This is a genomic window from Micromonospora sp. SYSU B005, from assembly GCF_055362685.1.
The window spans coordinates 59,831-85,829 of the sequence record NZ_JAXCFU010000010.1 but is presented as its reverse complement, the minus strand read 5'-3'; the positions used below and the strand labels follow the sequence as shown (position 1 = coordinate 85,829).

General features: G+C 73.6%; 21 protein-coding genes. 9 read left to right on the top strand and 12 right to left on the bottom strand.

Annotation, left to right across the window (positions count from 1 at the left end):
* The first annotated feature begins 140 nt into the window (after positions 1-140).
* Complete coding sequence (locus SM452_RS22200) at positions 141-293, top strand: hypothetical protein (RefSeq protein ID WP_013285768.1); 153 nt, start codon at positions 141-143, stop codon at positions 291-293.
* Positions 293-1,258 (top strand): golvesin C-terminal-like domain-containing protein, encoded by a 966-nt coding sequence (locus tag SM452_RS22195; protein ID WP_463840597.1) that lies wholly within the window; start codon positions 293-295, stop codon positions 1,256-1,258. Before SM452_RS22200 ends, SM452_RS22195 begins: the two co-directional genes overlap by 1 nt.
* 58 nt (positions 1,259-1,316) lie before the next feature.
* Here the strand turns inward: SM452_RS22195 and SM452_RS22190 are convergent, their stop codons facing one another.
* On the bottom strand, positions 1,317-2,540 hold the full coding sequence (locus SM452_RS22190) for an epoxide hydrolase family protein (RefSeq protein ID WP_355514612.1): 1,224 nt from the start codon (positions 2,538-2,540) through the stop codon (positions 1,317-1,319).
* 22 nt (positions 2,541-2,562) lie between these two features.
* The gene (locus SM452_RS22185) at positions 2,563-3,465 is read right to left on the bottom strand and encodes a redoxin (RefSeq protein ID WP_463840596.1); all 903 of its coding nucleotides are present in this window, start codon (positions 3,463-3,465) and stop codon (positions 2,563-2,565) included.
* A gap of 208 nt (positions 3,466-3,673) precedes the next feature.
* Here SM452_RS22185 and SM452_RS22180 point away from each other — a divergent pair, with 208 nt between their 5' ends.
* On the top strand, positions 3,674-5,899 hold the full coding sequence (locus SM452_RS22180; protein ID WP_463840595.1) for a hypothetical protein: 2,226 nt from the start codon (positions 3,674-3,676) through the stop codon (positions 5,897-5,899).
* 13 nt (positions 5,900-5,912) lie between these two features.
* On the opposite strand, the gene SM452_RS22175 is transcribed toward SM452_RS22180, so the two are convergent.
* Positions 5,913-6,470 (bottom strand): GNAT family N-acetyltransferase, encoded by a 558-nt coding sequence (locus SM452_RS22175; RefSeq protein ID WP_262014242.1) that lies wholly within the window; start codon positions 6,468-6,470, stop codon positions 5,913-5,915.
* On the bottom strand, positions 6,467-8,503 hold the full coding sequence (locus SM452_RS22170; RefSeq protein ID WP_463840594.1) for a penicillin acylase family protein: 2,037 nt from the start codon (positions 8,501-8,503) through the stop codon (positions 6,467-6,469). The genes SM452_RS22175 and SM452_RS22170 overlap by 4 nt, the downstream gene beginning before the upstream one ends.
* A 226-nt stretch (positions 8,504-8,729) precedes the next feature.
* On the opposite strand from SM452_RS22170, the gene SM452_RS22165 reads away from it, so the two are divergent.
* The 4 genes from SM452_RS22165 (at position 8,730) to SM452_RS22150 (ending at position 14,045) form a co-directional block, all read left to right on the top strand.
* Positions 8,730-10,268 carry a pyridoxal phosphate-dependent decarboxylase family protein gene (locus SM452_RS22165; protein ID WP_463840593.1) on the top strand — a complete coding sequence of 513 codons (1,539 nt, stop codon included), beginning with the start codon at positions 8,730-8,732 and terminating at the stop codon, positions 10,266-10,268.
* Positions 10,269-10,294: 26 nt separating this feature from the next.
* Positions 10,295-11,569 carry a lysine N(6)-hydroxylase/L-ornithine N(5)-oxygenase family protein gene (locus SM452_RS22160; protein WP_355514622.1) on the top strand — a complete coding sequence of 425 codons (1,275 nt, stop codon included), beginning with the start codon at positions 10,295-10,297 and terminating at the stop codon, positions 11,567-11,569.
* A 110-nt stretch (positions 11,570-11,679) separates the two neighbouring features.
* Positions 11,680-12,264 (top strand): GNAT family N-acetyltransferase, encoded by a 585-nt coding sequence (locus SM452_RS22155; protein ID WP_463840668.1) that lies wholly within the window; start codon positions 11,680-11,682, stop codon positions 12,262-12,264.
* Entirely contained in the window at positions 12,261-14,045 is a 1,785-nt protein-coding gene (locus SM452_RS22150; RefSeq protein ID WP_463840592.1) for an IucA/IucC family protein, read from the top strand. The genes SM452_RS22155 and SM452_RS22150 overlap by 4 nt, the downstream gene beginning before the upstream one ends.
* Before the next feature lie 61 nt (positions 14,046-14,106).
* Here SM452_RS22150 and SM452_RS22145 read toward each other — a convergent pair whose 3' ends face one another.
* The 5 genes from SM452_RS22145 to SM452_RS22125 form a co-directional block, all read right to left on the bottom strand.
* The gene (locus SM452_RS22145; protein WP_463840591.1) at positions 14,107-15,009 is read right to left on the bottom strand and encodes a siderophore-interacting protein; all 903 of its coding nucleotides are present in this window, start codon (positions 15,007-15,009) and stop codon (positions 14,107-14,109) included.
* A 45-nt stretch (positions 15,010-15,054) separates the two neighbouring features.
* On the bottom strand, positions 15,055-17,157 hold the full coding sequence (locus tag SM452_RS22140; protein WP_262014304.1) for an iron ABC transporter permease: 2,103 nt from the start codon (positions 17,155-17,157) through the stop codon (positions 15,055-15,057).
* A 5-nt stretch (positions 17,158-17,162) separates the two neighbouring features.
* Positions 17,163-18,152 carry an ABC transporter substrate-binding protein gene (locus SM452_RS22135; RefSeq protein WP_262014236.1) on the bottom strand — a complete coding sequence of 330 codons (990 nt, stop codon included), beginning with the start codon at positions 18,150-18,152 and terminating at the stop codon, positions 17,163-17,165.
* Positions 18,153-18,181: 29 nt separating this feature from the next.
* Positions 18,182-18,991 (bottom strand): ABC transporter ATP-binding protein, encoded by an 810-nt coding sequence (locus tag SM452_RS22130; RefSeq protein ID WP_194800125.1) that lies wholly within the window; start codon positions 18,989-18,991, stop codon positions 18,182-18,184.
* Positions 18,992-19,181: 190 nt separating this feature from the next.
* On the bottom strand, positions 19,182-20,795 hold the full coding sequence (locus tag SM452_RS22125; RefSeq protein WP_262014235.1) for a cellulose-binding domain-containing protein: 1,614 nt from the start codon (positions 20,793-20,795) through the stop codon (positions 19,182-19,184).
* Between the two features lie 343 nt (positions 20,796-21,138).
* Between SM452_RS22125 and SM452_RS22120 the strand changes: the two genes are divergently transcribed.
* The gene (locus SM452_RS22120; RefSeq protein ID WP_355513090.1) at positions 21,139-21,999 is read left to right on the top strand and encodes a hypothetical protein; all 861 of its coding nucleotides are present in this window, start codon (positions 21,139-21,141) and stop codon (positions 21,997-21,999) included.
* Between the two features lie 51 nt (positions 22,000-22,050).
* Here SM452_RS22120 and SM452_RS22115 read toward each other — a convergent pair whose 3' ends face one another.
* Positions 22,051-22,521: a hemerythrin domain-containing protein gene (locus tag SM452_RS22115; protein ID WP_262014233.1), complete on the bottom strand. Its 471-nt coding sequence runs from the start codon at positions 22,519-22,521 to the stop codon at positions 22,051-22,053.
* A gap of 235 nt (positions 22,522-22,756) precedes the next feature.
* On the opposite strand from SM452_RS22115, the gene SM452_RS22110 reads away from it, so the two are divergent.
* Positions 22,757-23,923, top strand: a complete 1,167-nt coding sequence (locus SM452_RS22110) for a serine hydrolase domain-containing protein (RefSeq protein ID WP_463840590.1) — start codon at positions 22,757-22,759, stop codon at positions 23,921-23,923.
* Positions 23,924-23,980: 57 nt separating this feature from the next.
* Here SM452_RS22110 and SM452_RS22105 read toward each other — a convergent pair whose 3' ends face one another.
* Complete coding sequence (locus tag SM452_RS22105; protein ID WP_357209673.1) at positions 23,981-24,634, bottom strand: response regulator transcription factor; 654 nt, start codon at positions 24,632-24,634, stop codon at positions 23,981-23,983.
* Positions 24,622-25,848, bottom strand: coding sequence for a sensor histidine kinase (locus tag SM452_RS22100; RefSeq protein WP_463840589.1), 1,227 nt, complete (start codon positions 25,846-25,848; stop codon positions 24,622-24,624). The genes SM452_RS22105 and SM452_RS22100 overlap by 13 nt, the downstream gene beginning before the upstream one ends.
* Positions 25,849-25,999 lie beyond the last annotated feature (151 nt).

Below are 25,999 nucleotides of genomic sequence, written 5' to 3'. Positions count from 1 at the left end.
GGATGACGACAGATGTCGGTGGCGAAAGTTTTCACGGCGGAAACGATCATTGAAGGGTATCGACAAGACGACGGGTGCCGGTATAGCGTGCCCGCACTCACATCCGTCGATCGGTGAAGCGTCGTCACCCGAGGAGCGCCATGCCCACGTCACGATCCCCCCGTCTGCGACGCCGAGGTCTGCTCGGCGTACCCGCCCTGGTGGCCGCCGCCCTCGCGGTGGCCGTCCGTCCCGGTACGGCGCACGCGGCGCCGAAGGCCGAGTGCCTCGCCGACCTGCTCGGGGAGCAGTGATGGCCACCATTCCCTGGCTCGTGGACGTGCTGCGCGGCGCCGGCGTACAGGTCGTGGTCGAGGGCGACTGGCTCAACCGGATGCGCTCCGGCTCGTTCGACCCGATCGGCGTGCTCTGGCACCACACCGCCGCCACGTCCAGCGCCACCAACCCGCACCCGGCGCTGAACATCTGCATAAACGGCCGGTCCGACCTGCCCGGCCCGCTCTGCCAGGCGCTCGTGGACTACCACGGCGTGTTCCACGTGATCTCCGCCGGCCGGTGCAACCACGCCGGCACCAGCGGCGGCAGCGGCCCGATCCCGGCCGGGGACGGCAACACCCTGATGATCGGGTGGGAGATCGACTACAACGGCGTCGACCAGCGGATGACCACCGCCCAGTACAACGCGAGCATCGCGGCCACCGCCGCCGTGCTCAAGCGGCTCGGCCGGGACTCCAGCTACGCCCGCGGGCACCGGGAGACCAGCACCACCGGCAAGATCGACCCGTCCTTCATCGACCTGAACACGATGCGCGCGGACGTGGCCGCCAAGATGGCCGGCGGTGGCACCGGCTGGACGTCGATCGTGGACAACGCGACGGCGGGCCGGTTCACCGCGAGCGCGAGCTGGGGCACCTCGACGTTCTCCGGGCAGCGCTACGGCGCCGACTACCGCTACGCGGACCCGGTCGCCGCGAGCGACGCGGCCTGGTACAAGTTCAACGTCCCCCGCACCGGCAACTACCGGGTCGAGGCGTGGTGGCCGGCGAACGCGGGCTACAACGCGGCCACGCCGTACATCGTCGCCACCACCACCGGCAACCGGACGATAGTGGTCGACCAGCGGGCCACCGGCGGGCAGTGGCGCTCGCTCGGCAAGTTCACGCTGCCGGCCGGGGACGCCAACCGCGTCGCGGTCAGCCGGTGGAGCTCCGCCGCCGGCCTGGTCATCGCCGACGCGGTCCGGCTGACCGAGGTCTGAGTTTCGGGCGTACCGACGCGGCCGGGTGGGCGACCCACCCGGCCGCGTCCGCCGTCGGTCAGCGCAGCGAACGGAAGGCCGCCCGCATCTCCTGGGCGAACAGCTCCGGCTGCTCCCAGGCGGCGAAGTGCCCACCCCGGTCCAGCGTGTTGTAGTGGATCAGGTTCGGGTACGCCCGCTCCGCCCAGCTACGCGGCGCGAGCAGGATCTCGTCGGGGAACTGGCTCACCGCGGCCGGGACCTGGACGCCCTTGGCGGCGAAGAACGACAGCGCGTTCTGCGCGTAGAGCCGGGCCGAGGACACACCCGTGTTCGTCAGCCAGTAGAGCGTGATGTTGTCCAGGATGTCGTCGCGGCTCAGGCCGCCGGGCCGGCCCGCGAAGGCGGCGCAGATCAGGTCCAGGCTCGCCGCGTCGTGGTCGAGCATGAACGTCGCCAGCCCGGCCGGCGAGTCGGCCAGCGCCATGAGCGTCTCCGGGCGGGTGGTCATGATCAGCGCGTACGCGGAGTGCTTCCAGAAGAAGTCGATCCGCTCGCAGGCGGCCCGTTCCTCGGCCGAGAGCCCGGACGGCAGTTCGGCGAGGGGGTTGTTCACGCCGGTGATGCCGCTCTGCAGCAACGCGTCGATGTCCGGCGGCACCACGCACGGCATGTTCGTGTGGATGCCGGCCAGCTCCGGCGGTGCCTGCACGCCGAGCATGTCGGTGATCAGCGCGCCCCAGTCGCCGCCCTGGGCCACGAACCGGGTGTAACCCAGCCGCCGCATCAGCTCGGTCCAGGCGCGGGCGATGTGCTGCGGGTCCCAGCCGGGCCGGTCCGGCTTGCCGGAGAAGCCGTAGCCGGGCATCGACGGGATCACCAGGTGGAACGCGTCCGAGGCGTGGCCGCCGTACGCGGTCGGGTCGGTGAGCGGACCGATGATCTTCAGCTGTTCGATCACCGAGCCCGGCCAGCCGTGCGTGACGATCAGCGGCAGCGCGTCGGCGTGCCGGGACCGGACGTGGAGGAAGTGGATGTCCAGGCCGTCGATCTCGGTGACGAAGTTCGGCAGGTCGTTCAGCCGCGCCTCGATCTTGCGCCAGTCGTACTCGGTGGCCCAGTAGCGGGCGAGCGCCTGACTGGTCTCCAGCGGCACGCCCTGCGACTGGTCGTCAACTGTCTGCCGCTCCGGCCAGCGGGTGGCCGCGAGCCGGGCCCGCAGGTCCGCCAGGTCCTCCTCCGGCACGTCGACACGGAACTCGCGGATGTCGGTGCCGGTACGCGTCATGGTCTTGACGGCCACGGGCTGTCCTCCTCGGGTCGGGTCAGGGACCGAACGTGAAGACGTACGCGCGCAGACCGGGCCGCTCGGCGCGCAGGGTGAGCTGGTGCTCCCCCGGCGTCGCGCCGTCGACCAGCCGGAACATGGCCGCCCGGTCGACCCGGGCCCGGCCGTCCGGTCCCACGTCGGCGCCGCGCGCGTCCGCTGCCGGTTTCCCGTCCAACAGCACCCGAACCCCGTCCGGCCCTTCCGGTCCCGGGTCGGCCACCAGGTTCACCTCGCCGGCGGTGAACGGCAGGACCAGTTCGGCGCCGGTGCCGGCCGCCTCGACGTACTCGCCCTCGACCCGCCAGTCGCCGGTCAGCGCGTACGTGCCGGGCACACCCCGGTCAGCGCCGAGATAGGTCTCCGGGGTGATCCCCGCGTACGTGGGCTGCGGGCTGGTCACGAACGCGGTCACCTCCGGGGTGACCGGCGGCAGCGCGGGCGTGGGCGTGGCCGCCTCGACCAGCCGCCGGATCAGCGCCTCGGTCCGGTCGTAGCCGCCCTCGCCGATCCAGCGGTCGGTCAGCCTCCCGTCGGCGTCGAAGAGGTACCTGGCCGGCCAGGCGTCGTTGCGCAGGGCACGCCAGAACGTGTAGTCGTCGTCGATCGCGATCGGGTAGGTGAGCCCGTGGTCGCGGATCGCCCGGTCGATGTTCCCCGGAAGCCGGCCGAAGCCGAACTCCGGCGCGTGCGCGCCGATCACCGTGAGCCCCAGGTCGCGGTAGTCGCGGTGCCAGGCCCGCACGTACGGGGCGGTGCGGATCCAGTTCACGCAGGTGTACTCCCAGACGTCCACCAGGACCACCCGTCCGCGCAGGTCCTGCGGCGTCAACGGCGCGGAGTTCACCCACCGGCGGACGTCGATCGGCGGCAGCCGGGTCGCCACCGTGGCCCCCGTCATCCGGCCGCGCCGCGCGGTGATGGTGTGCCGCTCATCCGGGCCCCCTTCGGAGTACGTCCGGCGGCGGTTACCCGGACGGCGCGGCTTCGAACGGGCGTCCGCCGGGCCGGCGCGGGCGTTTGCCTCCGGCCCGGCCGGGTACGACGCTGCGCCACCCGAGGGCGGGCCGTGCAGGCGGCGTGGGCGGCCGGGACGTCGCGGAGGGTCGATGACGGCTGGACCAGGGCGGGCACAGGCCCCGCCGGGCGAGGTGGTGGAGCTGCGGGTGCACGGGGTCTCCGCGGGCGGGGCCGCCGAGGTGCTGGGCCGGCCGCTGGTCCGGCAGGTCGCGGGCGACCGCAGCGCCGGCTTCTACCGTCCCCGTCCGGACCTGGCCGACGAGCGCGGCGCGAGCGGGGTGACGCTGGAGGCGTACCAGTGGAACGACCTGCCGTCCGGCACCGCGCTGCGTACCCTGTCGCTGCTGTTCCTGATGCCCTTCATGCTGCTCAACGTGGCTGTGTGGATGCGGCCGGGGGACGCGGTCGGCGGGGTGGTGGTGCGGGCGCTGTGCCGGGTGCTGGGGTTGAGCCTGACCGCGCTGTACGTGCTCGCCGGGGCCGGGGTCGCGCTGGACCTGGTGGCCTGGCAGTGCCTGTCCGTGCCGGCCTGCGTCGCCGACCGGGAGTGGCTGTCCTGGATGGGCGGGCGGCCGGTCGGGCTGCGGCTCGTGGTGCTGGCACTGGTCCCGGCGGCCGCGGTGAGCCTGGTCTGGTGGGGCGCCCGGCGGCCGGGACGCTCGTTCACCGCGTTCCGGGCGCCGGAGCGGGCGTCGGCCGGGCCTCCGCTGAGCACGATCGGCCAGTGGGACACCGAGCCGTTGATGGGCCGGCTGCGTTCGATCCACATCGCGGCGGCCTTCGCCGTGCTCGACGCCTGTCTCCTCGCCGCCCGGGCCGCACAGGGTGTCCCGCCCACGGTGGCGGTGCTGCTCGCGGTCACCGGCGCGGTGCTGCTCGCCTGCGTCGTCCTGGTCTGCGTGCCGCCGCTCGTCGACCGGGCACCCACCGACCCGCGACGTGACCGGGTGGCACGGGTGCTGCGCGGCACCGCGATCGGGCTCACCGTCGTGGTGGCCGGGTATCTGCTGTTCGCCCCGGCCCGCTGGCGTACCGGCGGCGGGCTGCCCGGCTACGGCTCGATCCTGACCTGGCTGCTGGTCACGCACGCGGTACTGCTCGGCGGCCTGGCCGCGGTGCTGATCTGGCACCGCCTGCGGGTCCGCGGCCACCAGCCGCCGAACGGGCTCGGCGCGCTCGTGGTCGCCGCGGCGGCGGGCGGGCTCTCGGTCGCGTACTCCGCCGAGCTGGTCCAGCGCACCGCCGACCTGCTGGACCGGGGCGTGTCTCCGGCGGACGACATTCCGGGTCCGGCGCACGCGTACACCTGGGCGATCTACGGCTTCTTCCGCGCGCTGCTCGTCACCCTGGTGGTCGCGGCCGTGGTGGCGCTGGTGTCCCGGCGCGGCCGGACGCGAGCCGCCGGGGCGATCGTCGAGCGGGACTTCCCGTCGCCGCCGGCCGAGGCGGCGCCCCGGCTGCGGCAGGTCCGGACGATGATCGTGCGGGCCCGGTTCACCGACCTGCTGGTGCCGCTGGCGGTGCTGTTCGCCGTCATGGCCGGACTGGGCGCGGCGACCACCGCGATGGCGCTGGTCCGGCCCGATCCGGGCGAGACGCTGGAGCACCGCACGCACGTCCCGGCGGAGCTGGTCATGTTCGGCATCGAGGTGGGCGGGGTGGCGATCTCGGCGGCGGTGCTGGCCCTCATCCTCGCCGGGATCTTCGCCTACCGCAGCCCCGGTTTCCGGCACCACGTCGGCGTGCTCTTCGACCTGGCCACGTTCTGGCCCCGGGCCGCGCACCCGTTCGCCCCGCCCTGCTACGCCGAGCGGGCCGTGCCGGAGCTGGCCCGGCGCATCACGTACCTGGTGCACAGCGGCAACCGGGTGCTGCTGTCCGGCTACAGCCACGGCTCGGTGCTCGTCGCCGCCACCGTCCTGCAACTACCGGCGGAGGTCAGCGCGCGGGTCGCCCTGCTCACCTACAGCTCGCCGCTGCGCCGGCTCTACGCCCGGCTGTTCCCCGCCTACGTCGGCGACGAGATGCTGCGCGGGATCGGCGGGCGGGTCGGCTGGCGGTGGCGCAACCTGTGGCGGGACACCGACGCGCTGGGCGGATGGATCTTCTCCCCGCACCGCGCGGACGAGCCGGCCCGCGTCACCGGCCCGGAGGCGACTGTGGACCGTCGCCTCCGCGATCCGGAGAGCCTGGTGGCCCCGCCCTGGGACAGCGTTCCGCCGCCGATCAAGGGTCACCTCCCGTCGGAGGACGACCCGGCGTACGCCGAGACGGTGCGGGACCTGGCCGGGCGGCTGCGCGCCGCCGGGCCGTGACGTGGGCCGGGCTTCACGCGGGCGGGTGGTCCGCCTCGAACCGGTCCCGGGTGAGGAACGCAAGCCTCGCCCGCTTGTCCGGCATGTCGATGTCGGGGCCGAACGTGAAGCCCTCGATGCGCAGGCGGCGCAGCATGGCGTCGTTGCGCACGTCCGGCTCGACCACCACGCGGCGCGCGGCCGGGTCGCGCAGCAGGAACCGGATCAGGGCCGGGAAGACCGCGCCGGTCAGCGAACCCGGGTACGGCCGGGGCGCGTCGAGCAGCAGGTGCGTCCCGACGTCGCCGGGCTGCACCGGGTAGCGCTCGCCGACCGGGTCCGCCTCCGGCTGGTAGGTCTGGAACAGCCCGATCGGCTCGCCGTCGAGCCGGATCAGGTACGCGTGATGGGTCTCCAGACCGTCGACGAACGCGTAGATCTCGCGTACCTCGTCGACGGTGTGCGAGCCCATGCCCCAGAACCGGTTGCGGGGCCGGATCACCCAGCCGTGCAGCAGACCGGCGTCCCGGTCGGGGCGTACCGGCTCCAGCGCCAGCTCGCCGAGGCCGGGGATACGCTCCAGGTGGATCACGTCGTCTCGTCTCCCGTCAGGGGGCCGGCGGGCACCGGGATCAGCGTCCCGGCGGCCCAGTGGGTCAGTTGGTCGGCGAAGTGCGCGTCGCCGGGGCGCCCCGACGCGCCGAACGGGACGACCCAGCGGCTGGCCGCCCGGTCGCTCAGGTCCCACACGTAGCGGGCCACCGGGCCGCGCCAGCAGGCGTCGGACACGCCCGGCACGCTGGAGGTGGCCAGCACGCAGTCGGTGTCACCGGCGAGCGTCACCCGCCGCCGCATCGCCGCCACCGCGTCGATGACCGCCGGGGCGACGCCGAGGTGCACCGGGTGCAGCAGGTGCCGGCTGCCCCACTCACCGGGTGCCGGGCCGGCGGCCACCTCGGCCAGCGCCTCGGCCGCCGGTTCCGCGAGGTCGAGCGCGGCGGCCAGGTGGTCCAGCGCCAGGCCGATCCGGGCGGCCGGGTCGGTCCAGGGGGCGAACAGCTCGTCGAACCCGCACGGCTCGTCGAGGGCACGCAACCTCGGGTGTACGCGCAACCGCCGGGCCAGCGCCGCCCGCCAGGCCGCGTACGCGCCGGCCTCGGCCGAGCCAGCCGCCATCGCCCGGTCCCATCCGCGCAGCCGCAGCAGCAGCGCGCGGGCGGGTTCGTCGAGCCGGTCCGGGTCGAGCCGGCCGAGCAGCCGGTACAGCGGGCCGGCCGGGAGCCGGTCGTCGCTGTGCACTGTGGACGGCTCGGTGCCGTCGGCGAGCAGCGCCCGGATCCGGCGGGCCCGGTGCGGCGGGGCGAAGTCGCCGCCGTGCGCGGCGACGTCGTCGCGCCGGTCGTTGGCGCACACCGCCACGCCGTCGACCCGCTCGTCGACAAGCGGCAGGTAGTCGCCCCGCCACCGGTAGGCCGGCTCCCAGGCCGGCACGGGCTCCCGGCGGCACCGCTCGTCGCGTACCGGGACCAGGCCGGCGACCAGGCGGCGGACGCCTCCCTCGGTGTCGGCGGCGAGCACGCTGTTGACCGGCTCGACCCAGTGGCGCAGCGCGTCGGCGACGTCACCGGTACGCCGGGCGCGCAGCAGCGGCAGCAACGCCTCGAAGCCGAGGCGGGCCTCGACCCGGCTCGGGGTGCGCAGGGCGATCGCCTCGCCGGTGACCCGGTCGTGGTCGATCACCGGCCCGCGCGGCGTCTCGATCACCTCGACCGTCTCGGGGGCGCCGCCGCGCACCTCGATCTCCTCGACGTGGCGCGCGGCGGGCGTCCAGCCGTCGGCGTCGCGGACCAGCACCCGGTCGCCGTCGCGGCGCAGCCGTTCGCGGTAGAGGTCCTGGTAGTCGGCCATCGCGTTGGTGACGGCCCAGGCCACGTGGCCGGTGTGGCCGAAGTGCGGCACGCCCGGCACGCCGGGGAAGGCGAGACCGACCACGTCGAACTCCGGGCAGGCCAGGCGGACCTGCTGGTAGACGCCGGGGAGTTCGAGCAGCCGGTGCGGGTCACCGGCGATCAGCGGGCCGCGCCCGGTGGCCAGGTCGGCGGGCAGCGCCCAGGCGTTGCTGCCGGACGAGGCCGGTCCCTCGACCGCGAACAGTCCGGCCGCGCCGGGGCCGAGCGTCCGGGCCACGTGCGCGTGCCAGAGCTTGTTCGGGAACGTGGAGAACAGCACGTGCTGGACGAGGAAGACGCCCAGCGGCGACCAGGGGTGCCACGGTTCGGGCGCGGTGCCGGTGGCGGCGAACTCGGGTGCGGCGGCGGCGCCCTCGGCGAGCCCGGAGTTGACCCCGTCGACGTACGCCCCGACCCACCGCCGGGTGTCCGGGTCCAGCCGTTCGTAGCAGCGCCGGGCGGTGTCGTCCAGCCGTACGCGGCGGGCGAACCGGTCCCACGCCAGCTCGGCCGGGCCGACGTGGGCGGCCAGGCGGCCCTCGGCGCGCCATCGTTCGACGCTGATCTGCCAGGCCCGGTCGGTAGCGGCGACACGCCCCTGCAGACGCGCCAACGCGTCGGCGTCGCCGGCCCACAGCTGAGGCACGCCCCACTGATCGCGATCGACGTGGGTCATCGTCTTGCGCCGCCTCGGCGCGCCGGGCGACGGTTCCGTTCGACAGTCAACTTAGGATAACCTCCCCTAACCAAGGGCGACCTTACCGCGACGCGTGCAGGGCGCCAACCGGCGGCACATCCGGGACAAAGCATCCCGAGTCGCGCTTGAAAGTTAGGCCAGCCTAACCTAACCTGATCGCCGCGGCTCTGGCCGCGCCCTGTCCGTACGACCGCTGGGATGTCGCATGAGTTCGATCGGGAGCCCGACCGGCGCCGCGCCCGCCGCCACGGCACGCGACCACCTGTTCAACGCCGGCTCGCTCGGGCGCTACCGGGACGTGCTGGCGCGCGGCGTGGACCGGGTGGCCCGCCGGGTGGCCGAGGCGGACCGCCCGTTCACCGGTGTCACGCCCGAGGAACTGGCCCCGCTCGTCGGCGCCATCGACCTGGACCGGCCGCTCGGCGACACCGACGCCGCCCTGGACGAGCTGCACGACGTGTGGCTGCGCGACGCCGTCTGGTTCCACCACCCGCGCTACCTGGCCCACCTGAACTGCCCGGTGGTCATCCCGGCGCTGCTCGGCGAGGCGGTCCTCAGCGCTGTCAACTCCTCACTGGACACCTGGGACCAGAGCGCCGGTGCGACGCTGATGGAGCGGCGCCTGATCGAGTGGACGGCCGGGCGCATCGGGTTCAGCGCCGGCGCCGACGGGGTCTTCACCAGCGGCGGCACCCAGTCGAACCTCCAGGCGCTGCTGCTGGCGCGCGAGGAGGCGTACCGCACCGTGGTGGGCGGCGCCGGCGGCCGGCCGGACCGGCCGCAGGTGCTGTCCCGGCTGCGCGTCATCACCTCCGCGGCAGGGCACTTCAGCGTGCAGAAGGCCGCCAAGCTGCTCGGACTGGCCGCCGACGCGGTCCTCACCGTGCCCACCGACGCGAACCGCCGGATGCGCACCGACGAGCTGGCCCGCGCGATCGACAGCTGTCACCGCGACGGTCAGGTGGTGATGGCAGTCGTCGCCACCGCCGGCACCACCGACTTCGGCACCGTCGACCCGCTGCCGGAGATCGCCGACATCTGCGCCGCCGCGGGCGCCTGGCTGCACGTCGACGCCGCGTACGGCTGCGGGCTGCTGGTCTCCCCCACCCGCCGGCACCTGCTGGACGGCATCGAACGGGCCGCGTCGGTGACTGTGGACTACCACAAGTCGTTCTTCCAGCCGGTCAGCTCCAGCGCGCTGCTGGTCCGCGACGGCCGGACGCTGCGCCACGCCACCTGGCACGCCGACTACCTCAACCCGGCCCGCGCGGTCGAGCAGGGCATCCCGAACCAGGTCGACAAGAGCATCCAGACCACCCGCCGGTTCGACGCCTGCAAGCTCTGGCTGACCCTGCGGATCATGGGGCCGGACGCGATCGGCGCGCTGTTCGACCAGGTCGTCGACCTCGCGGCGCAGGCGTGGCGGCGGCTCGACGCCGACCCGCGGTTCGAGGTGGCCGCGCCGTCGCAGCTGAGCACCGTGGTCTTCCGGTACCGGCCCGCCGGCCTCGCCGCCGACCTGGTCGACGAGGCCAACCTGTACGCCCGCGAGGCGCTCGCCGCCTCCGGCGCGGCACTGGTCGCCGGCACCCGGGTCGACGGCGCCCACCACCTGAAGCTCACCCTGCTCAACCCGGAGACCACAGTGGACGACGTCGCCCACGTGCTGGACCTCGTCGCCGACCACGCCGCCTGGTACGCCCGGACCGCCACCGCCACCGAGCTGTCCTGCCCGGTCGGCTGACCCCCGTCGAGGAGAACGAGAACCCCATGTCGACCCACGACTTCATCGCCGTCGGGCTGGGCCCCTACAACCTCGGACTGGCCTGCCTCACCGCCCCGATCGACGACCTCGACGGACTGTTCCTGGAGGCGCGGGACAGCTTCGACTGGCATCCCGGCATGCTGCTCGAATCCACCCGGCTTCAGACGCCGTTCATCGCCGACCTGGTCACGCTCGCGGACCCCACCTCGCCGTACTCGTTCCTGAGCTACCTGAAGGAGACCGGCCGGCTCTACCCGTTCTACATCCGGGAGAGCTTCTTCCCGCTGCGCGCCGAGTACAACGACTACTGCCGCTGGGCCGCCGCCAAGCTGCCGAACCTGCGCTTCCGGCACGGCGTCACCACTGTCGAGTACGACGAGGCCGACGACAGGTACGTGGTGCACGCCGACACGCCGGACGGGCCGGTCACCCACCGGGCCCGGCACCTCGTGCTCGGCACCGGCACCCCGCCGTACCTGCCGCCGGCCTGCGCCGGGCTGGGCGGTGACATGATCCACAACTCGCGCTACCTGGAACACCGGGAGGCGCTGCGGGCCAAGGACAGCATCACGATCGTCGGCAGCGGCCAGAGCGCCGCCGAGATCTACCACGACCTGCTCGGCGACATCGACACGTACGGCTACCAGCTCACCTGGGTGACCCGCTCGCCCCGGTTCTTCCCGCTGGAGTACACCAAGCTCACCCTGGAGATGACCTCGCCGGACTACGTGGACTACTTCCACGCGCTGCCCGAGCCGGCCCGCTACGCGCTGGAGGCCGCGCAGAAGCCGCTGTTCAAGGGCATCAACGCCGACCTGATCAACGACATCTACGACCTGCTGTACGCCAAGAGCCTGCCCGGGCCGGTGCCCACCCGCCTGCTCACCAACACCGAACTGGTCGAGGCGGCGTACAGCGACGGCCGCTACCGGCTCGGGCTGCGCCACACCGAGCAGGACCGCGCGTTCACGCTGGACACCGAAGGGCTGGTGCTCGCCACCGGCTACCACTACCGGGTGCCGGAGTTCCTCGCGCCGGTACGCGACCGGCTCCGCTTCGACGCGCACGGCCGCTTCGACGTGGCCCGCAACTACAGCGTCGACCACACCGGCCGGGGCGTGTTCCTCCAGAACGGCGGCACCCACACGCACAGCATCACCTCCCCCGACCTGGGCATGGGCCCGTACCGCAACTCGTGGCTGATCCGGGAGATGACCGGCCGGGAGCACTACCCGATCGAGAAGGCGATCGCGTTCCAGGAGTTCGGAGTGCCGGCATGAGCGAGCGCACCGAGCGAAGCGAGGGCCGCGAGCGCATGCCCAGCCGGCCCCGCATGAGCGAGCGCACCGAGCGAAGCGAGGGCCGCGAGCGCATGCCCAAACAGCCCGGCATGAGCACCTTCACCCGCGTCGACGACGCGCTGGGCGAGTTCACGCTGCGCCCGCTGGACCCGGACGCCGACGCCGCGCTGCTGCACCGCTGGGTCACCCATCCCAAGTCCGCGTTCTGGCTGATGCAGGACGCCGACGTGGACGCGGTCGCCGCGGAGTACCGGCGCATCGCCGACCACCCGCACCACGACGCGTACCTGGGGTCGTGGCGCGGCACCCCGGCGTTCCTGGCCGAACGGTACGACCCGGCACACGTCGAGCTGGTCGGTCTGTACGACCCGGAGCCCGGCGACGTCGGCATGCACTTCCTCTGCGCCCCCGCCGACACGCCCGTGCACGGCTTCACCCGCGCCGTCATCACCACGGTGATGGCCTGGCTGTTCGCCGACCCGGCGACCCGGCGGGTGGTGGTGGAGCCGGACGTGCGCAACAGGGCGGTGCACGCACTCAACGCGGCAGTCGGCTTCTCAGTCGTCGGCCCGATCCGCAAGCCCGAGAAGGAGGCGCTGCTCAGCGTCTGCACGCGGGACCAGTTCCGGGCCGCCACCGGCGCGCCCGCAGGCGAGGAAGGGGCACCGGCGTGAACGCCAGCGCATCCGTGGACCACCTGACCCCCGAGGCGTGGGCGACGGCAAACCGGCTGCTGGTGCGCAAGGCGCTCGCCGAGTTCGCCCACGAGCGCCTGATCACCCCCGAGCCCGACGGTCCGGGGCGGTGGCTGGTCCGCAGCGACGACGGCGCCGTCGAGTACCGGTTCGCGGCGCAGCGGCTGGCGCTGGACCACTGGGAGGTCGACGCGGACAGCATCGTGCGCCGCCGCGACGGCGCGGACCTGCCGCCCGACGCCGTCGACCTGTGCGTGGAACTGCGCGGCGCGCTCGGCCTCACCGACGCGATCCTGCCGGTCTACCTGGAGGAGATCACCTCCACGCTCGCCGGGACCGCGTACAAGCTGGCCAAGCCCGCGGTGAGCGCCGCCGAGCTGGCCGCTGCCGGGTTCCAGGCGATCGAGACCGGCATGACCGAGGGTCACCCCTGCTTCGTGGCGAACAACGGCCGCATCGGCTTCGGCGTGCACGAGTACCACGCGTACGCCCCGGAGGCCGCTGCGCCGGTACGGCTGCTCTGGCTCGCCGCGCACCGCGACCACACCACGTTCACCTGCGCCGACGACCTGGACTACGACACGCTGGTCCGGGCCGAGCTGGACGAGCAGACGCGGGCCGGGTTCACCGCCACGCTCACCGGGCTGGGCCTGGACCCGGCCGACTACCTGTTCGTCCCGGTGCACCCGTGGCAGTGGTGGAACAAGCTCGCCGTCGCGTTCGCCGGTGAGGTAGCCGCGCGCCGGCTGGTCTGCCTCGGTGAGGGGCCGGACGAGTACCTCGCGCAGCAGTCCATCCGGACCTTCTTCAACGTCAGCGACCCGGCGAAGCACTACGTGAAGACCGCGCTGTCGGTGCTGAACATGGGCTTCATGCGCGGGCTGTCGGCCGCGTACATGGAGGCGACGCCGGCCATCAACGACTGGCTGGCCGGGCTGATCGAGGGCGACCCGGTGCTCAAGCGCACCGGCCTGTCGATCATCCGGGAGCGGGCCGCCATCGGCTACCGGCACCGGCAGTACGAGGCGGCGACCGACAGGTACTCCCCGTACCGGAAGATGCTGGCGGCGCTGTGGCGGGAGAGCCCGGTCCCCGGGCTGGAACCCGGGCGGCGGCTGGCCACCATGGCCTCGCTGCTGCACCTGGACCGCGACGGGCGGTCGCTCGCCGCGGCGCTGATCGACGAGTCGGGGCTGGCGGCGGCCGACTGGCTGCGCCGCTACCTGGACGCCTACCTGGTGCCGCTGCTGCACAGCCTGTACGCCCACGACCTGGCGTTCATGCCGCACGGCGAGAACGTCATCCTGGTGCTGCGCGACGGCGTCGTCGAGCGGGTCGTGTTCAAGGACATCGCCGAGGAGATCGTGGTGATGGACCCGGACGCGGACCTGCCCGAGCGGGTACGGCGGATCCGGGCCGCCGTGCCCGAGGACGAGAAGATCCTGTCCATCTTCACCGACGTCTTCGACTGCTTCCTGCGGCACCTGAGCGCCGCCCTGCACACCCGGGGCGTCCTCGACCAGGACGAGTTCTGGCGCACCGTCGCCGCGTGCGCCGCCGACTACGCCGCGACGGTGCCGCACCTGGCCGACCGGATGCGGCGGCACGACCTGTTCGCGCCGGAGTTCACGCTGTCCTGCCTCAACCGGCTCCAGCTGCGCAACAACCAGCAGATGGTGGACCTGTCCGACCCGTCGGCCGCGTTGCAGTTCGCCGGCACCCTGGTCAACCCGCTCGCCCCGTACGCACCGCGCGACTGATGGCATGACGGAAGCGGGCCGGCGCCATGCGCCAGCCCGCTTCCGTCGGTGGTGGGGACGATCAGTTCTCCGCGCGACCGGCCCGCCAGTAGCCCATGAACGCCACCGCGCGCCGGTCCATGCCCCGCTCGGTGACCAGGTGCCGCCGCAGGCCGCGGATCACCGCCGCCTCCCCGGCCAGCCAGGCGTAGAGCGCCGCGCCGTCGGGCCGCTCCGGCACCTCCCACAGGATGTCCCGGTCCACGTCCACCTCGGCCAGCGGCGCGGCGGCCACCGGTACCGGTACCGGTACCAGCCGACCGGCCAGGCTCGTCACGGCGGGGGTGAGCCGGCTGCCGTGCGGGGCGCCGTCGCGGGGCAGCCAGGTCACGGTGACGCCCGCCGGGGCCAGGCAGGGCAGCTCGTCGCCGGTCTCCGGCACCTCCACCAGCGCGTGCCCGCGCGCGTCGGCGGGCAGCCGCTCCAGGATCGCGCAGATCGCCGGCGCGGCCGTCTCGTCGCCTGCGAGCAGCAGCGTCGCGCCGGCGGGCGGCTGGAACTCGACCCCGCCGTGCGGGCCGTCCCACCCGGCGTCGGGGCCGACGACGGCGATCCGGTCGCCGAGGCGGGCCCGCCGGGCCCACCGGGTGGCCGGGCCGCCGTCGCCGTGCAGCGCCATGTCCACGTCCACCTCGTACGCCTCGGGCCGGACGGCCCGGACCGTGTACGTGCGGATCGGGCTGCGCAACGCGTCCGGCAGCTCACGCCACCGCGGGAACCAGTCCGGCCCGTCGGGCAGCTCCCCCGGCGCGCCGTCGACCGGCGGCAGGGCCAGCTTGATCCGCTGGTCGTACCCGTTGTCGGCGAACCGGTCCAGGTCCGGGCCGGTCAGCGTCACCCGAAGGAAGGACGGGCCGAGCCGGCGTAGCGCGCGGACCTCGACGGTGAAGACTCGCCAGGGCGCGACGGCCAGGGTGCTGGTCATGCGTCATTCCTCTCACGGCCGGTGGGGGGTGCGTCGGTGAACGGGCTAACGGGCGGCTGCCGCGGCGCGGGAACGCCACAGCAACCAGACGAAGTACGGGGTGCCGATCATGGCGGTGACCAGACCGGCGGGGACCTGAGCGGGGGCGATGACGCTGCGGCCGAGCGTGTCGGCGAGGCTGACCAGGGTGGCGCCGAGCAGCACCGCGACCGGCAGGACGCGGGTGTGCCGCCCGCCGACGAGCGCCCGGGCCGCGTGCGGCGCGACCAGGCCGACGAAGCCGATCACGCCGACCGCCGACACGGCGGTGGCGGTGAGCAGCGCCGCCAGGCCGAGCGCGACCAGCCGGGCGCGTTCCAGCCGGACGCCGAGTACCCGGGGCGTGTCGTCGTCGAGCGCGAGCAGGTCCAGCTCGCGGCGCACCGCGGCGACCACCGGCAGCGCGATCAGCAGCGCGATCGCCACCGGCAGCACCTGCGGCGCGGTACGCCCGTAGGTGGAGCCGGACAGCCAGGTCAGCGCCTTGCCGGTGTTCCACGGGTCGGACGACACCACGATGAACGTGATGATCGCCGTACCGCCCTGCCAGACCGCGAACCCGATCAGCACCAGCCGGTCGGAGTTGAGCCCTCGCCGCCGGGCCAGGCCGTAGACCAGCGCGAACGCGACGACCGCGCCGAGACCGGCAGCGCCGGACAGGGCGAGCACGCCGGCCATCGGCGCGAACGTCAGCAGCGACACCGCGCCGATGCCGGCGCCGCCGGTGATGCCGAGGATGCCCGGTTCGGCGAGCGGGTTGCGGCACACCGCCTGCACCGTGGTGCCGGCCAGGGCCAGCGCGGCGCCGGCCAGCAGCGCCGCGGCGACGCGCGGCCAGCGGGCGTCCAGCACGAAGGTGTACGCCGGTCCGGTGCGGCCCTGCACCCAGTTGACGATGTCGCCGAGCAGCACCCACGTGTCGCCGGCGAGCATGCCGAGCACCAGCGCGGCGGTGACGACCACCGCGCAGACCGTGACGACGGTGGCGACGAAGCCGCGGGAGCGGACGGCGGCGTGGCCGCCCGGCGCCTGCCGGGTCGGCCCGGCGTCGCGGTGGCGGCGGGCCAGCCAGACCAGCAGCACCGCGCCGAAGAGCGTGGTCACCACGCCGGTCGGCACGTCGACTCCGGCCTGGCCGCCGAGCACGGCGCGCAGCAGCACGTCGGAGCCGAGCACGATGACCACGCCGACGATGCCGGACAGCGGCATCAGGATGCGGTGCCGGTGCACCTCGGGCACCCACCGGCCGAGCAGGCGGACGATCACCGGCGCGCCGAGGCCGACGAAGCCGATCGGGCCGGCCAGGGTGACCGCTGCGGCGGAGAGCAGCACCGCCAGCAGCACGACAGTCAGCCGGGTACGGCGCACGTTGAGCCCGAGCACGGTGGCGGTGTCGTCGCCGAGGGCGAGCAGGTCCAGCCGGTGCCCGAGGGCCACGAGCACCAGCGCGGCGACCCCGATCACGGGGGCGAGCTGGGTGAACGCGACCAGGTCGCCCTGTACGAGCGAGCCGTTGCCCCAGGCGAACAGGCCGATGGTGGCCTGCTCGAACAGCAGCATGAGCAGCATGGTCAGCGAGGAGAGCGCCATCGCGGTGGCCGAGCCGGCGAGGATGAGCCGGGTGGTGGCGGCCTGACCGCCGGCCGAGAGCAGCATGACCAGGGAGGCGGCGGCGAGTCCGCCGCAGAACGCCAGCCCGCCCGCGGGCAGCGCGGGCAGCGCGATCCCGAACGCGGCGGTGGAGACGATCGCCAGGTGGGCGCCCGCGTTGACGGCGAGCGTGTCCGGCGAGGCGAGCGGGTTGCGGGTGGTCGACTGCAACGCCGCGCCGGCGAAGCCCAGCGCGACGCCGACGGCCAGGCCGGTGAGCAGCCGGGGCAGGCGGGAGGCGACGAGTACCCGGGCGGTCTCGTCGTCGCCGCCGGTGAGCAGCCGGAGCAGGTCCAGCGCCCCCACCGAGGAGGTGCCCTGGGTGAGGTGCACCGCGGTGATCGCGACGAGCAGCGCGGCGGCGAGGGCGAACGCGCCGGCCACCCGGCTGCGCCGGGCGGGCGGCGGCCCGACCGGGGCCGGCCGGGTGGCCGGCCCCGGCGGGGCGGGGGCGGTCATCGCGCTCAAGCCGTGTAGACCTTGACCAGCTCGTCGATGTACTGCTTGGCGGACAGCGTGCCGCCGAAGGTCCAGATGCCGTTTGGCATCTTGTGCAGCTTGTTCTGCTGGACGAACGGCAGGGAGCGCCAGATCGCGTTGCCGGCGAGGCCGTCGGCGAAGACGTCGGTGCCGTCCGAGGCGTTGTAGAAGAAGTGCACGTCCTGGCCCTTGAGGACGGTCATGCCCTCGACGTCGGTCTGGCCCAGGCCCCACATCTCGTCGGTCTTGCCGGTCCAGGCGTTCTTGAGGCCGAGCTGGATGCCGAGCTGGGAGACGAGCGCGCCCTGGCCGAACATCCGGATCGAGACGGTGCTGCCTTCCTTCCAGCCGTCGGCGATGGCGAACTGCTTACCGGCCGCCCCGGCGTCGGCGATCTTCTTCTTGCCGTCGGCGATCGCGGCGTCGAAGTCGGCGAGCAGCTTGTCCGCCTGGGCGGTACGGCCGGTCGCGGTGGCGATCATCTTCAGGTCCGCGCGCATCCGGCCGATGTTGTCGGAGGCGTCGCTGCCCTTGGTGACCAGCACCGGGACGTACTTCTCCAGCTGGGTGACGACGGCGGAGCCGCGCTCGGCCTCCATCACCACGAGGTCCGGCTGGAGGGCGACGATGGAGTCGACGCTCGGCTCACCCCGGGTGCCGACGTCCTTGACGCTCGCGTCGAGCGGGGCGGCGGTCACCCAGGTGGCGTACCCCTTGGGGTCGGCCACGCCGACCGGCATCACGCCGAGGCCGACGAGCATCTCCACCTCGCCCCACTCCAGGCCGACGACCTTTGTCGCGGGGCTCTTGAGCGTGATGGTCTTGCCCCGGCTGTCGGTGACGGTGACCGGGCCGGTGGACGCGGCGTCGGAGGGGGACGGTGCGGCGGCGGGCTCCTCGGTGGTGCCGCAGCCGGCGATCAGCAGCGCGCTCGCCGCGGCGGCGACGAGCAGGGTCATTCGGGTACGCAGCATCGGGTTTCTCTTCTGTGTGCAGGAGTCGGTTAGGCGGAGACGCGGGTCGTGTGCCGGCCGACGGGACGTGTGGAGAGCAGGTTGGTGACCGGGTCGACGCTCACCTCGACGCGGATGCCGTACGCCTCGGTGAGCGCCGCCTCGGTGAACACCTCGTGCGGGGTGCCGGTACCGCGTACCCGGCCTTCGTGCAGGAGCACGACCTGGTCGGCGACGGCGGCCGCCTGGTTGAGGTCGTGCAGCACCACACCGACGGCGACGCCGGCGGTGTCGGCGAGGTCGCGCATCAGGTCGAGGATCTCCACCTGGTAGCGCAGGTCCAGGAACGTGGTCGGCTCGTCCAGCAGCAGGATCGCGGTGTCCTGGGCCAGGCAGGTGGCCAGCCAGACCCGTTGCAGCTCGCCGCCGGAGAGCTCGTCGACCGGCCGTCCGGCCATGCCGTCGACGCCTGTCACCCGCATGGCGCGGTCGATCGCGGCCGGTCCGTCGAGGTCGTTCGCGCGCCACCGCTGCCGGTACGGGTGCCGGCCGTACCCGACCACGTCCCGCACCGTCACCCCGCTGGGGGTGGGCCGGCTCTGCGCGAGCAGCGTGACCCGGCGGGCGAAGTCCCGGGCGGACAGCGTCCGGGCCGGTGTGCCGTCGGCGAGCACGATCTCGCCGTGCTCCAGCGGGTGCAGGCGGGCCAGTCCGCGCAGCAGCGTCGACTTGCCGCTGCCGTTGGGGCCGACCAGCGCGGTCACCGCCGCGGGCCGCAGCGTGATGGCGGCGTCGTGCACCACCGTCTTGCCGTGGTAGCCCAGCCGCAGCTCACTGCCGCGCAGGCCGTCGGCCCGCATCGTTCCGCTCGTCACGCAGGTTAGGCTAACCTAAGACTCGATCATCCTGTCAAGCCGGTCCTTCGGTCCGATCTCACTCCCCCGTCCCACCCCCACCCCACCCCTCCCCCGGTCGATCATGAGGTTGACGGCGATGTCGATCTCCGATCCGGCCGCCAACCTCATGATCGTCCGAGCATGGGTGGCGGGGTCAGAGCGAGACCGGGCGGCCGCCGAGGGTCACCGTGAGGCGGCCGTCGGAGGCGAAGGACCAGGCCAGGGCACCGGAGTACGTGGCGCAGCGGGAGCCGTTGCTGCCGGACCAGAACTGGTTCGAGCCGTCCACGTTGCCGACCGTCTTGTCGTTGGAGCCGCTGCCGGCGAAGCGGCAGGACGTGTTGCTCCGGAACACCGAGGTGCCGGCGTCGAACGAGAAGTTGCGCTCCGTGTTGTCGATGCTCAGGTTGTTCGAGATCGTCATCGTGCCCGGGTTCCGGTTGTAGGTGAATCCGTGCTTGCCGTTGCGGTACGCGATGGTGCGCCGGACGGTGTGGTTGACGGCGATGTCCTCGCCGCCGAGCTTGAAGCCGTTGCGGTCGCCGTTGCCGTTCTGCGTGCCGTTGCTCAGCGTGCCGTTGCTGTAGGCGAGCGAGTCCTCGATGGTCACCGTGCCGATCGCGCCGGTGTCGGACTTGGTGTAGAGGTCCCATCCGTCGTCGATGTTGTGGTGCGACACCGCGTACCGGAAGACGTTGCCGCCGCCGACGGTGAGCTTGGCCGCGAAGCCGTCGGCGTCCTCGCCGTCGGAGTCGGCGTTGTCGTGCGACTCCACGCTGACCATGAGGTTGTTCGCCGGCCACTGGTCGCGGGGCGTGCTGGAGGCGATCCGGGACAGTTGCAGCCCGGTGTCGCGGTTGAAGCGGGTCACCGTCCGCTCGATGACGTTGTTGCTGCCGCCGACGAAGATGCCGTTGTCACCGGCCCGCTCCACCACGAGCCCGCGCACGTGCCAGTACGAGGCGTTCAGCGCCAGTCCCCGGTTGGCCGGATCCTCGCTCATCGCGGAGAAGTTCAGGATCGGCGTCTCGCCCGGATAGGCGTACAGGTTCTTGCGGGCGCTCGACGTGCCGTTGTTGCCGGCGGCGACGGTGACCGTCTGGGACAGGTTGTACGTGCCGCCGCGCAGGTAGATCGTGCCACCGGCGCCGACGCGGGTGATCGCCGCGGCGATCGTGGTCGGGCTGGCCTGGGTGCCGGCCGCGCCGGCGGTGCCGTTCGGCGCGGCGTAGATCGCCCCGCCGGCCGGCGGCGGCGTGGTCGGTGGCGGCGTCGTCGGCGGCGGGGTGCTCGGGGGCGGGCTGCTCGGCGGGGCGCTGGTCGGCGTACCGGTGGTCGGGGTGACCCCGCCGGTGCAGGTGACGCCGTTGACGGCGAACGCGGTCGGGACCGGGTTGCTGTTGTTGTTCCAGGTGCCGTTGAAGCCGAACGACGTGCTCGCGTTGGTGCCCAGGCTGCCGTTGTAGCTGACGTTGGCGGCCCGCACCGAGGCCCCGCTGGCGGTGATCTCGGCGCCCCAGGCCTGGGCGACGGTCTGACCGGCGGCGAAGGTCCAGGTGACGGCCCAGCCGTTGAGCGGGTCGCCGAGGTTCGTCAGGTTGACGTTGGCGGTGAAGCCGCCGCCCCACTGCGCGGTGACGGCGTAGTCGACGCGGCAGCCGGCGGCCGCCTGCGCGGCGGTCGCGCCGACGGCCAGGCCGGACGCGGCGAGCGCGGCCGTCGCCGCGGCGGACGTCCACAGCACCGTACGGCGGTGTCGGTTGATCATGCTGGTCTCCTGCGGGTGGTGGTGCCGTGCCCACACCGGCACCGATGCCCGGTCGGTGTCGGGGACGGGCCTTGATACCCGGACGGCCGTGCCACGAACGCTCACGTCTCCCGCGCAGTAAGCGCTTTCAGCGCAGCCTAACGATGGACATCGATGTGGTCAAACCTCGGCCCGCGCTGAACGATCCCGCCGCGCCGTCCGTATCCACTGCCGACCGGAACATCGGCCGGAACCGCGATGCCGGAGCGGGCACGAGCACGATTCCTCCAGTCGTCACTTCGCACCGTGGAGACGGGGCGGCACCCGCCGCGCCGGTCCTCCCGGTCAACCAGAGGAGAGGTGCATGGCCAGGGGTACGCGCAAGACCGCGGTCCTGAAGCTCGGCGGGGTGGGCGCCCTCGCGGCGCTGTTGTTCGCCGGCGGACTGCAACTGGCGTCGGCGGGCGAGAACAACCGCCCGGCCACCACCGCCGCCGCCGCGCAGACCGTGAACTGCCCGACCGTACGCGACAAGCTGCCCGCCGTCCCCGCTGCGGCGTCGGCCCAGGTGGAACAGGAACTGGCCAACCTGGACCAGGAGATCGCCCGGCAGAACGAGCGGCTGGCCCGGCAGGCGGTACGCCCCGAGGGCGGCCCGGCGTTCATCGACAACGCCATCCTCGGCCCGCTGCGCAGCAAGCGCGTCGCCGTGCTCGACCGCATCGAGATCGCCTTCAACCGGATCGGCGCGCAGCGGCCGGACCTGGACGCGTTGGCGGCCTGCTCGCTCAACGCCCCGGGCGTCCCGAGCGCCGTAAACGGCGGTGCCGGCCAGAACGGTTCCGGCCAGAACGGCAACGGCAACGCCGGCGGGCAGAACGGCAACGGTCAGAACGGCAACGCGGGCGGCCAGAACGGCAACGCCGGCGGCGCGGCGCGGACCGTGAACTGTCCCCGGGTGGCGCTGCCCGCCGTCCCGGCGGCGGCCGCGGGCCAGGTGCGGGCCGAACTGGCCACGCTGGACAAGCAGATCGCCGAGGCCGACGCCCGCCTGGCCCGCCTCGCGGTACGCCCCGAGGGCGGACCGGCGTTCATCGACAACGCCATCCTCGGCCCGCTGCGCAGCAAGCGCGTCGCGGCGCTCGACCGCATCGAGATCGCGTTCAACCGGGTCGGCGCGCAGCGGCCGGACCTGGACGGGTTCGCCACCTGCGGCCTGAACTGACCGGCCACTGTCGCGGCCCGTCGGTGCGCATCCGCCGGGCCGCGGCGGCGGTCACAACGGCCCGAACACGTCGCCCGGGTCGGCGTCCAGCGAGAGCGTCTCCAGCACGGTGAGCAGTTGCCGTTCCTCGTACCGGAAGTGCGACTCCATGATCGCCGCCACGCCCTCCAGGTGCCGGGCCAGTTCCCCGGGCGGGGCGTCGCGGGCCACCGCCGCGCTCAGCCCGGTCAGCAGGTACCCGATCATCGAGTGGTCCTGCCGCAGCCGGTCCAGCGTGCCGCGCAGCTCCGGATGCCGCGCGGCGATCGCCGGGAAGAGGCTGTGGTCCTCGCCCTCGTGATGCGCGGTGAGCGCCGCGCAGAACCCGTGGCAGAACAACAGCAGCTCATGTGTCGCCGGGCGGGCCGGCTCACCGTCGGCGAGCGCCCGCCGGGTCACCGCCAGCGCCTCGCGCAGCCGCTCGTGGACGGCGCGCATCTCCCGGCTCCAGGCCACCAGCCTGGTCTGTTCGCCCTCAGCCACGTGGCAAGGGCGAAGGGACGACGAGTGTCATCGTCGTGCTCCCTTCGATCCGGCGCCTCCATGCCTGACACGGTCTGCCACCGGCACGCGACGCTGCGCGGAGCCTAACCGGCGGCGCCGGGAGCGATCAAGTAGTGCCAGCGCTACCCCGGTTTCGGCAGCTGGTGGGATGGAGCGCGGGACCGGTTCTGGCGAGGCTTGACGTCGTACCCGTTCACCCCGTCGAGGAGTTCCCATGACCCGCCGTACCTTCCCGGTCGCCGTCGGCGCCACGGTTCTGCTGACCGTCACCGCACTGGGTGTGCCCGCCGCGTCCGCCACCACCACCGACGCCCGGCGTCCGGCCGCCGACGCGGTCCAGCAGCGGCTGGACGGCATGGTCGCCGAGCACGGCTTCCCCGGGGCGCTGGCCTCCGTACGCCGCGACGGCCGGGTGCGCGACTACACCGCCGGGGTCGGTGACCTGCGCACCGGCGCCGGAATCCCCCGCGACGCCCGGGTGCGGATCGGCAGCAACACCAAGACGTTCACCGCCGTGGTCGTCCTCCAGCTCGTCGGCGAGGGCCGCGTCGACCTGGACGCCACCGTCGAGCGCTACCTCCCAGGCATGGTGCGCGGCAACGGCAACGACGGGCGGCGGATCACCGTACGCCAGTTGCTGCAGCAGACCAGCGGCCTGCCCGACTACGACGACGCGGTGTTCAGCGAGGCGCAGGACCTGGTGGACCTGCGCAGCGACTACTTCGACCCGCGCCGGCTGGTGGACGAGGCGCTCACCCAGTCCCGGCGCTTCCCGCCGGGCGAGAAGTGGGAGTACAGCAACACCAACTTCGTCCTGGCCGGGCTGATCGTCGAGCGGGTCACCAAACGCCCGGTCGGCGAGGAGATCACCCGGCGGATCATCGAGCCGCTGCGGCTGCGCGACACGTACTGGCCGCAGACCGGTGAGCAGGACCTGCCCGGCCGGCTGCCGCGCGGATACGTGGCGGTGGAGCCCGGCGCGCCGTGGGTCGACGTGACCCGGATGGACCCGTCGCTGGGCTGGGCCGCCGGCCAGCTCGTCTCGACGCCGTCGGACCTGCGCACGTTCTTCGAGGCGCTGCTGGCGGGCAAGCTGCTCAAGCCCGCCCAGCAGGCGGCCATGACGCGTACCGTGCCGGCGCCCGACTTCGAGCCCACCGGGGTGTGGGAGTACGGCCTGGGCATCGCCCGGCACGAGCTGCCCTGCGGCGGCCACGCCTGGGGGCACGGCGGCGACATCCAGGGCTTCGAGACGCGCAACCTGTCCACCACGGACGGACGCAGCGCCGTGGTCGCGGTGACCGCGCTGCCGACCGGCCTGGAGATGCTGGAGGCGGTCACCAGCACCGTCGACGCGGCCCTGTGCGGCACCGGCCGCTGATCCCCGGTTCACCGCACGCGCGCGCCGCCTCCCGCGAGGCGGCGCGCGCGCGTACGTCTACCGCCGGCCGTCGAGGTAGCGCAGCACGGCGGTGACCCGGCGGTCGGCGCGGTCGTCCGGCGGCAGGCTCAGCTTCGCGAAGATGCTGCGGATGTGCTTGTGCACCGCGCCCTCGGTGACGAACAGCCGTTCCGCGATCGCGCCGTTGCCCAGCCCCTCGGCCATCAGCGCCAGCACCTCGTGCTCACGCGGCGACAGCTCGGCCAGCGCGGTGTCCGGCCGCCGGTTGCGGGCGAGCAGTTGCCCGACCACCTCGGGGTCGATCACGCTGCCGCCGTCCGCGACGCGGTGCAGCGCGGCGAGGAACTCCTCGACCCGGCCCACCCGTTCCTTGAGCAGGTAGCCGAGCCCGGAGGCGCCGACCGAGAACAGCTCGGTGGCGAACGCCTGCTCGACGTACGCGGACAGGACCAGCACCGCGAGGTCCGGCAGGCGGCGGCGGGCCTCGACCGCGGCGACGATGCCCTCGTCGGTGTGCGTGGGCGGCATCCGCACGTCGACGATCGCCACGTCCGGCCGGTGCTCGTCCACAGCGGTCAGGAACTCCCCCGGCGTGCCGGCGGTGGCCACCACGTCCAGGTCCTCGGCGCGCAGCAGCAGCGCCAGCCCTTCGCGCAGCAGCGCGTCGTCCTCGGCGATCACGATCCGCATGGCAGCTCCACGTGCATCCTCGTCGGTCCTCCCGGTGGACTCGTCAGCGTCATCCGCCCGTCGTACGCCTCGACCCGGCGGCGGATGCCGGTCAGCCCGGAGCCGCGCGTCTCGTCGGCGTCCCCGCGCCCGTCGTCGGTAATCGTCACCAGCAGCCGGTCCCGTTCCCGGCGCACGACGACCTCGACGCCGTTCGCGCCGCTGTGCCGGACCACGTTGGTCAGCGCCTCGGCCACCACGAAGTACGCGGTGGCCTCCACCGACGCCGCGCAGCGCACGTCGACGTCCACCGACAGGCGGCACGGCACCGCGCACTCCGCGGCGAGTCCGTCGAGCGCCCCGGCCAGGCCCCGGTCGCCGAGCACCGGCGGCAGGATGCCGCGCACCACCGTACGCAGCTCGCCGAGCGCCTGCTCGGCGGCGTTCTGCGCGCGTTCCAGGATCTCGTCGGCGCGGGCCGGGTCACGGCGTACCGCCCGCCGCGCGGCGCCGAGCAGCACGTTCACCGCGACCAGCCGGTTCTGCGTGCCGTCGTGCAGCGAGCGTTCGATCCGGCGCAGCTCCACCGCGTGGGCGTCGAGCGCGGCGGCCCGGGTGGCGGTGAGTTCGGCGACCCGCAACGACAGGTCGAACCCGGGCGGCGGGGGCAGCAGCCGACGGCCCGGCCGGGCCTGGATCCGCGCGAGCGCCGGGCCGGTCGTGACCGCGAGGACCAGCCAGCCGACCCCGAGCACGGCGACCGTCAGCGCGTCGCCGAGCCCGTCGATGTGCCACCAGCCGAGGCCGGGCGCGCCGGCCTCCGGCGGCACCAGCCGGTACCAGAGCGGGAACGTCATGTCCTGCACGGCGTAGATCGGCAGTGCGAGTGCGATCAGCCCGGCGCCGAAGCCGAGCGTTCCGTGGAGGGCCACCCAGCGCAGTTCCCGCCGGACGACCGGGTCGCGCAGTGCCGGGCGCACCCCGGCCGGCGCCGGGCCGGGCGCCGGGATCGGCGGCCCCCACCGGGACAGCCGGGCGCGTTCCCGGTCGGCCACCGACCGCACCGCCTGGAGCAGCCCGGGTACGAGCAGCAGCCCGACCCCGCCGACGCACGCCGCCGCCACCACGAGCGTCCCGAGCAGCACGCCGAGCGCCAGCACGGCGGTGCCGAGCCCGCCGACGAGGTGCTCCAGCGCGGTCACCGCGGCACGGAACCGCCCGCGTACGTACTCCATCCCCGGCCCACCCCCGGCCGTCACGATAGGTCACCGCCGTCGCCGTGCGTCAGGGCCGGGGGCGGAAAGTACAGCCTGCTGTACCCCGGTTGTCGTGCTGGCGGGATCGTTGCCGGCCGGCCGCGCGCCTAACGTTCAGGTGCAAGGACAT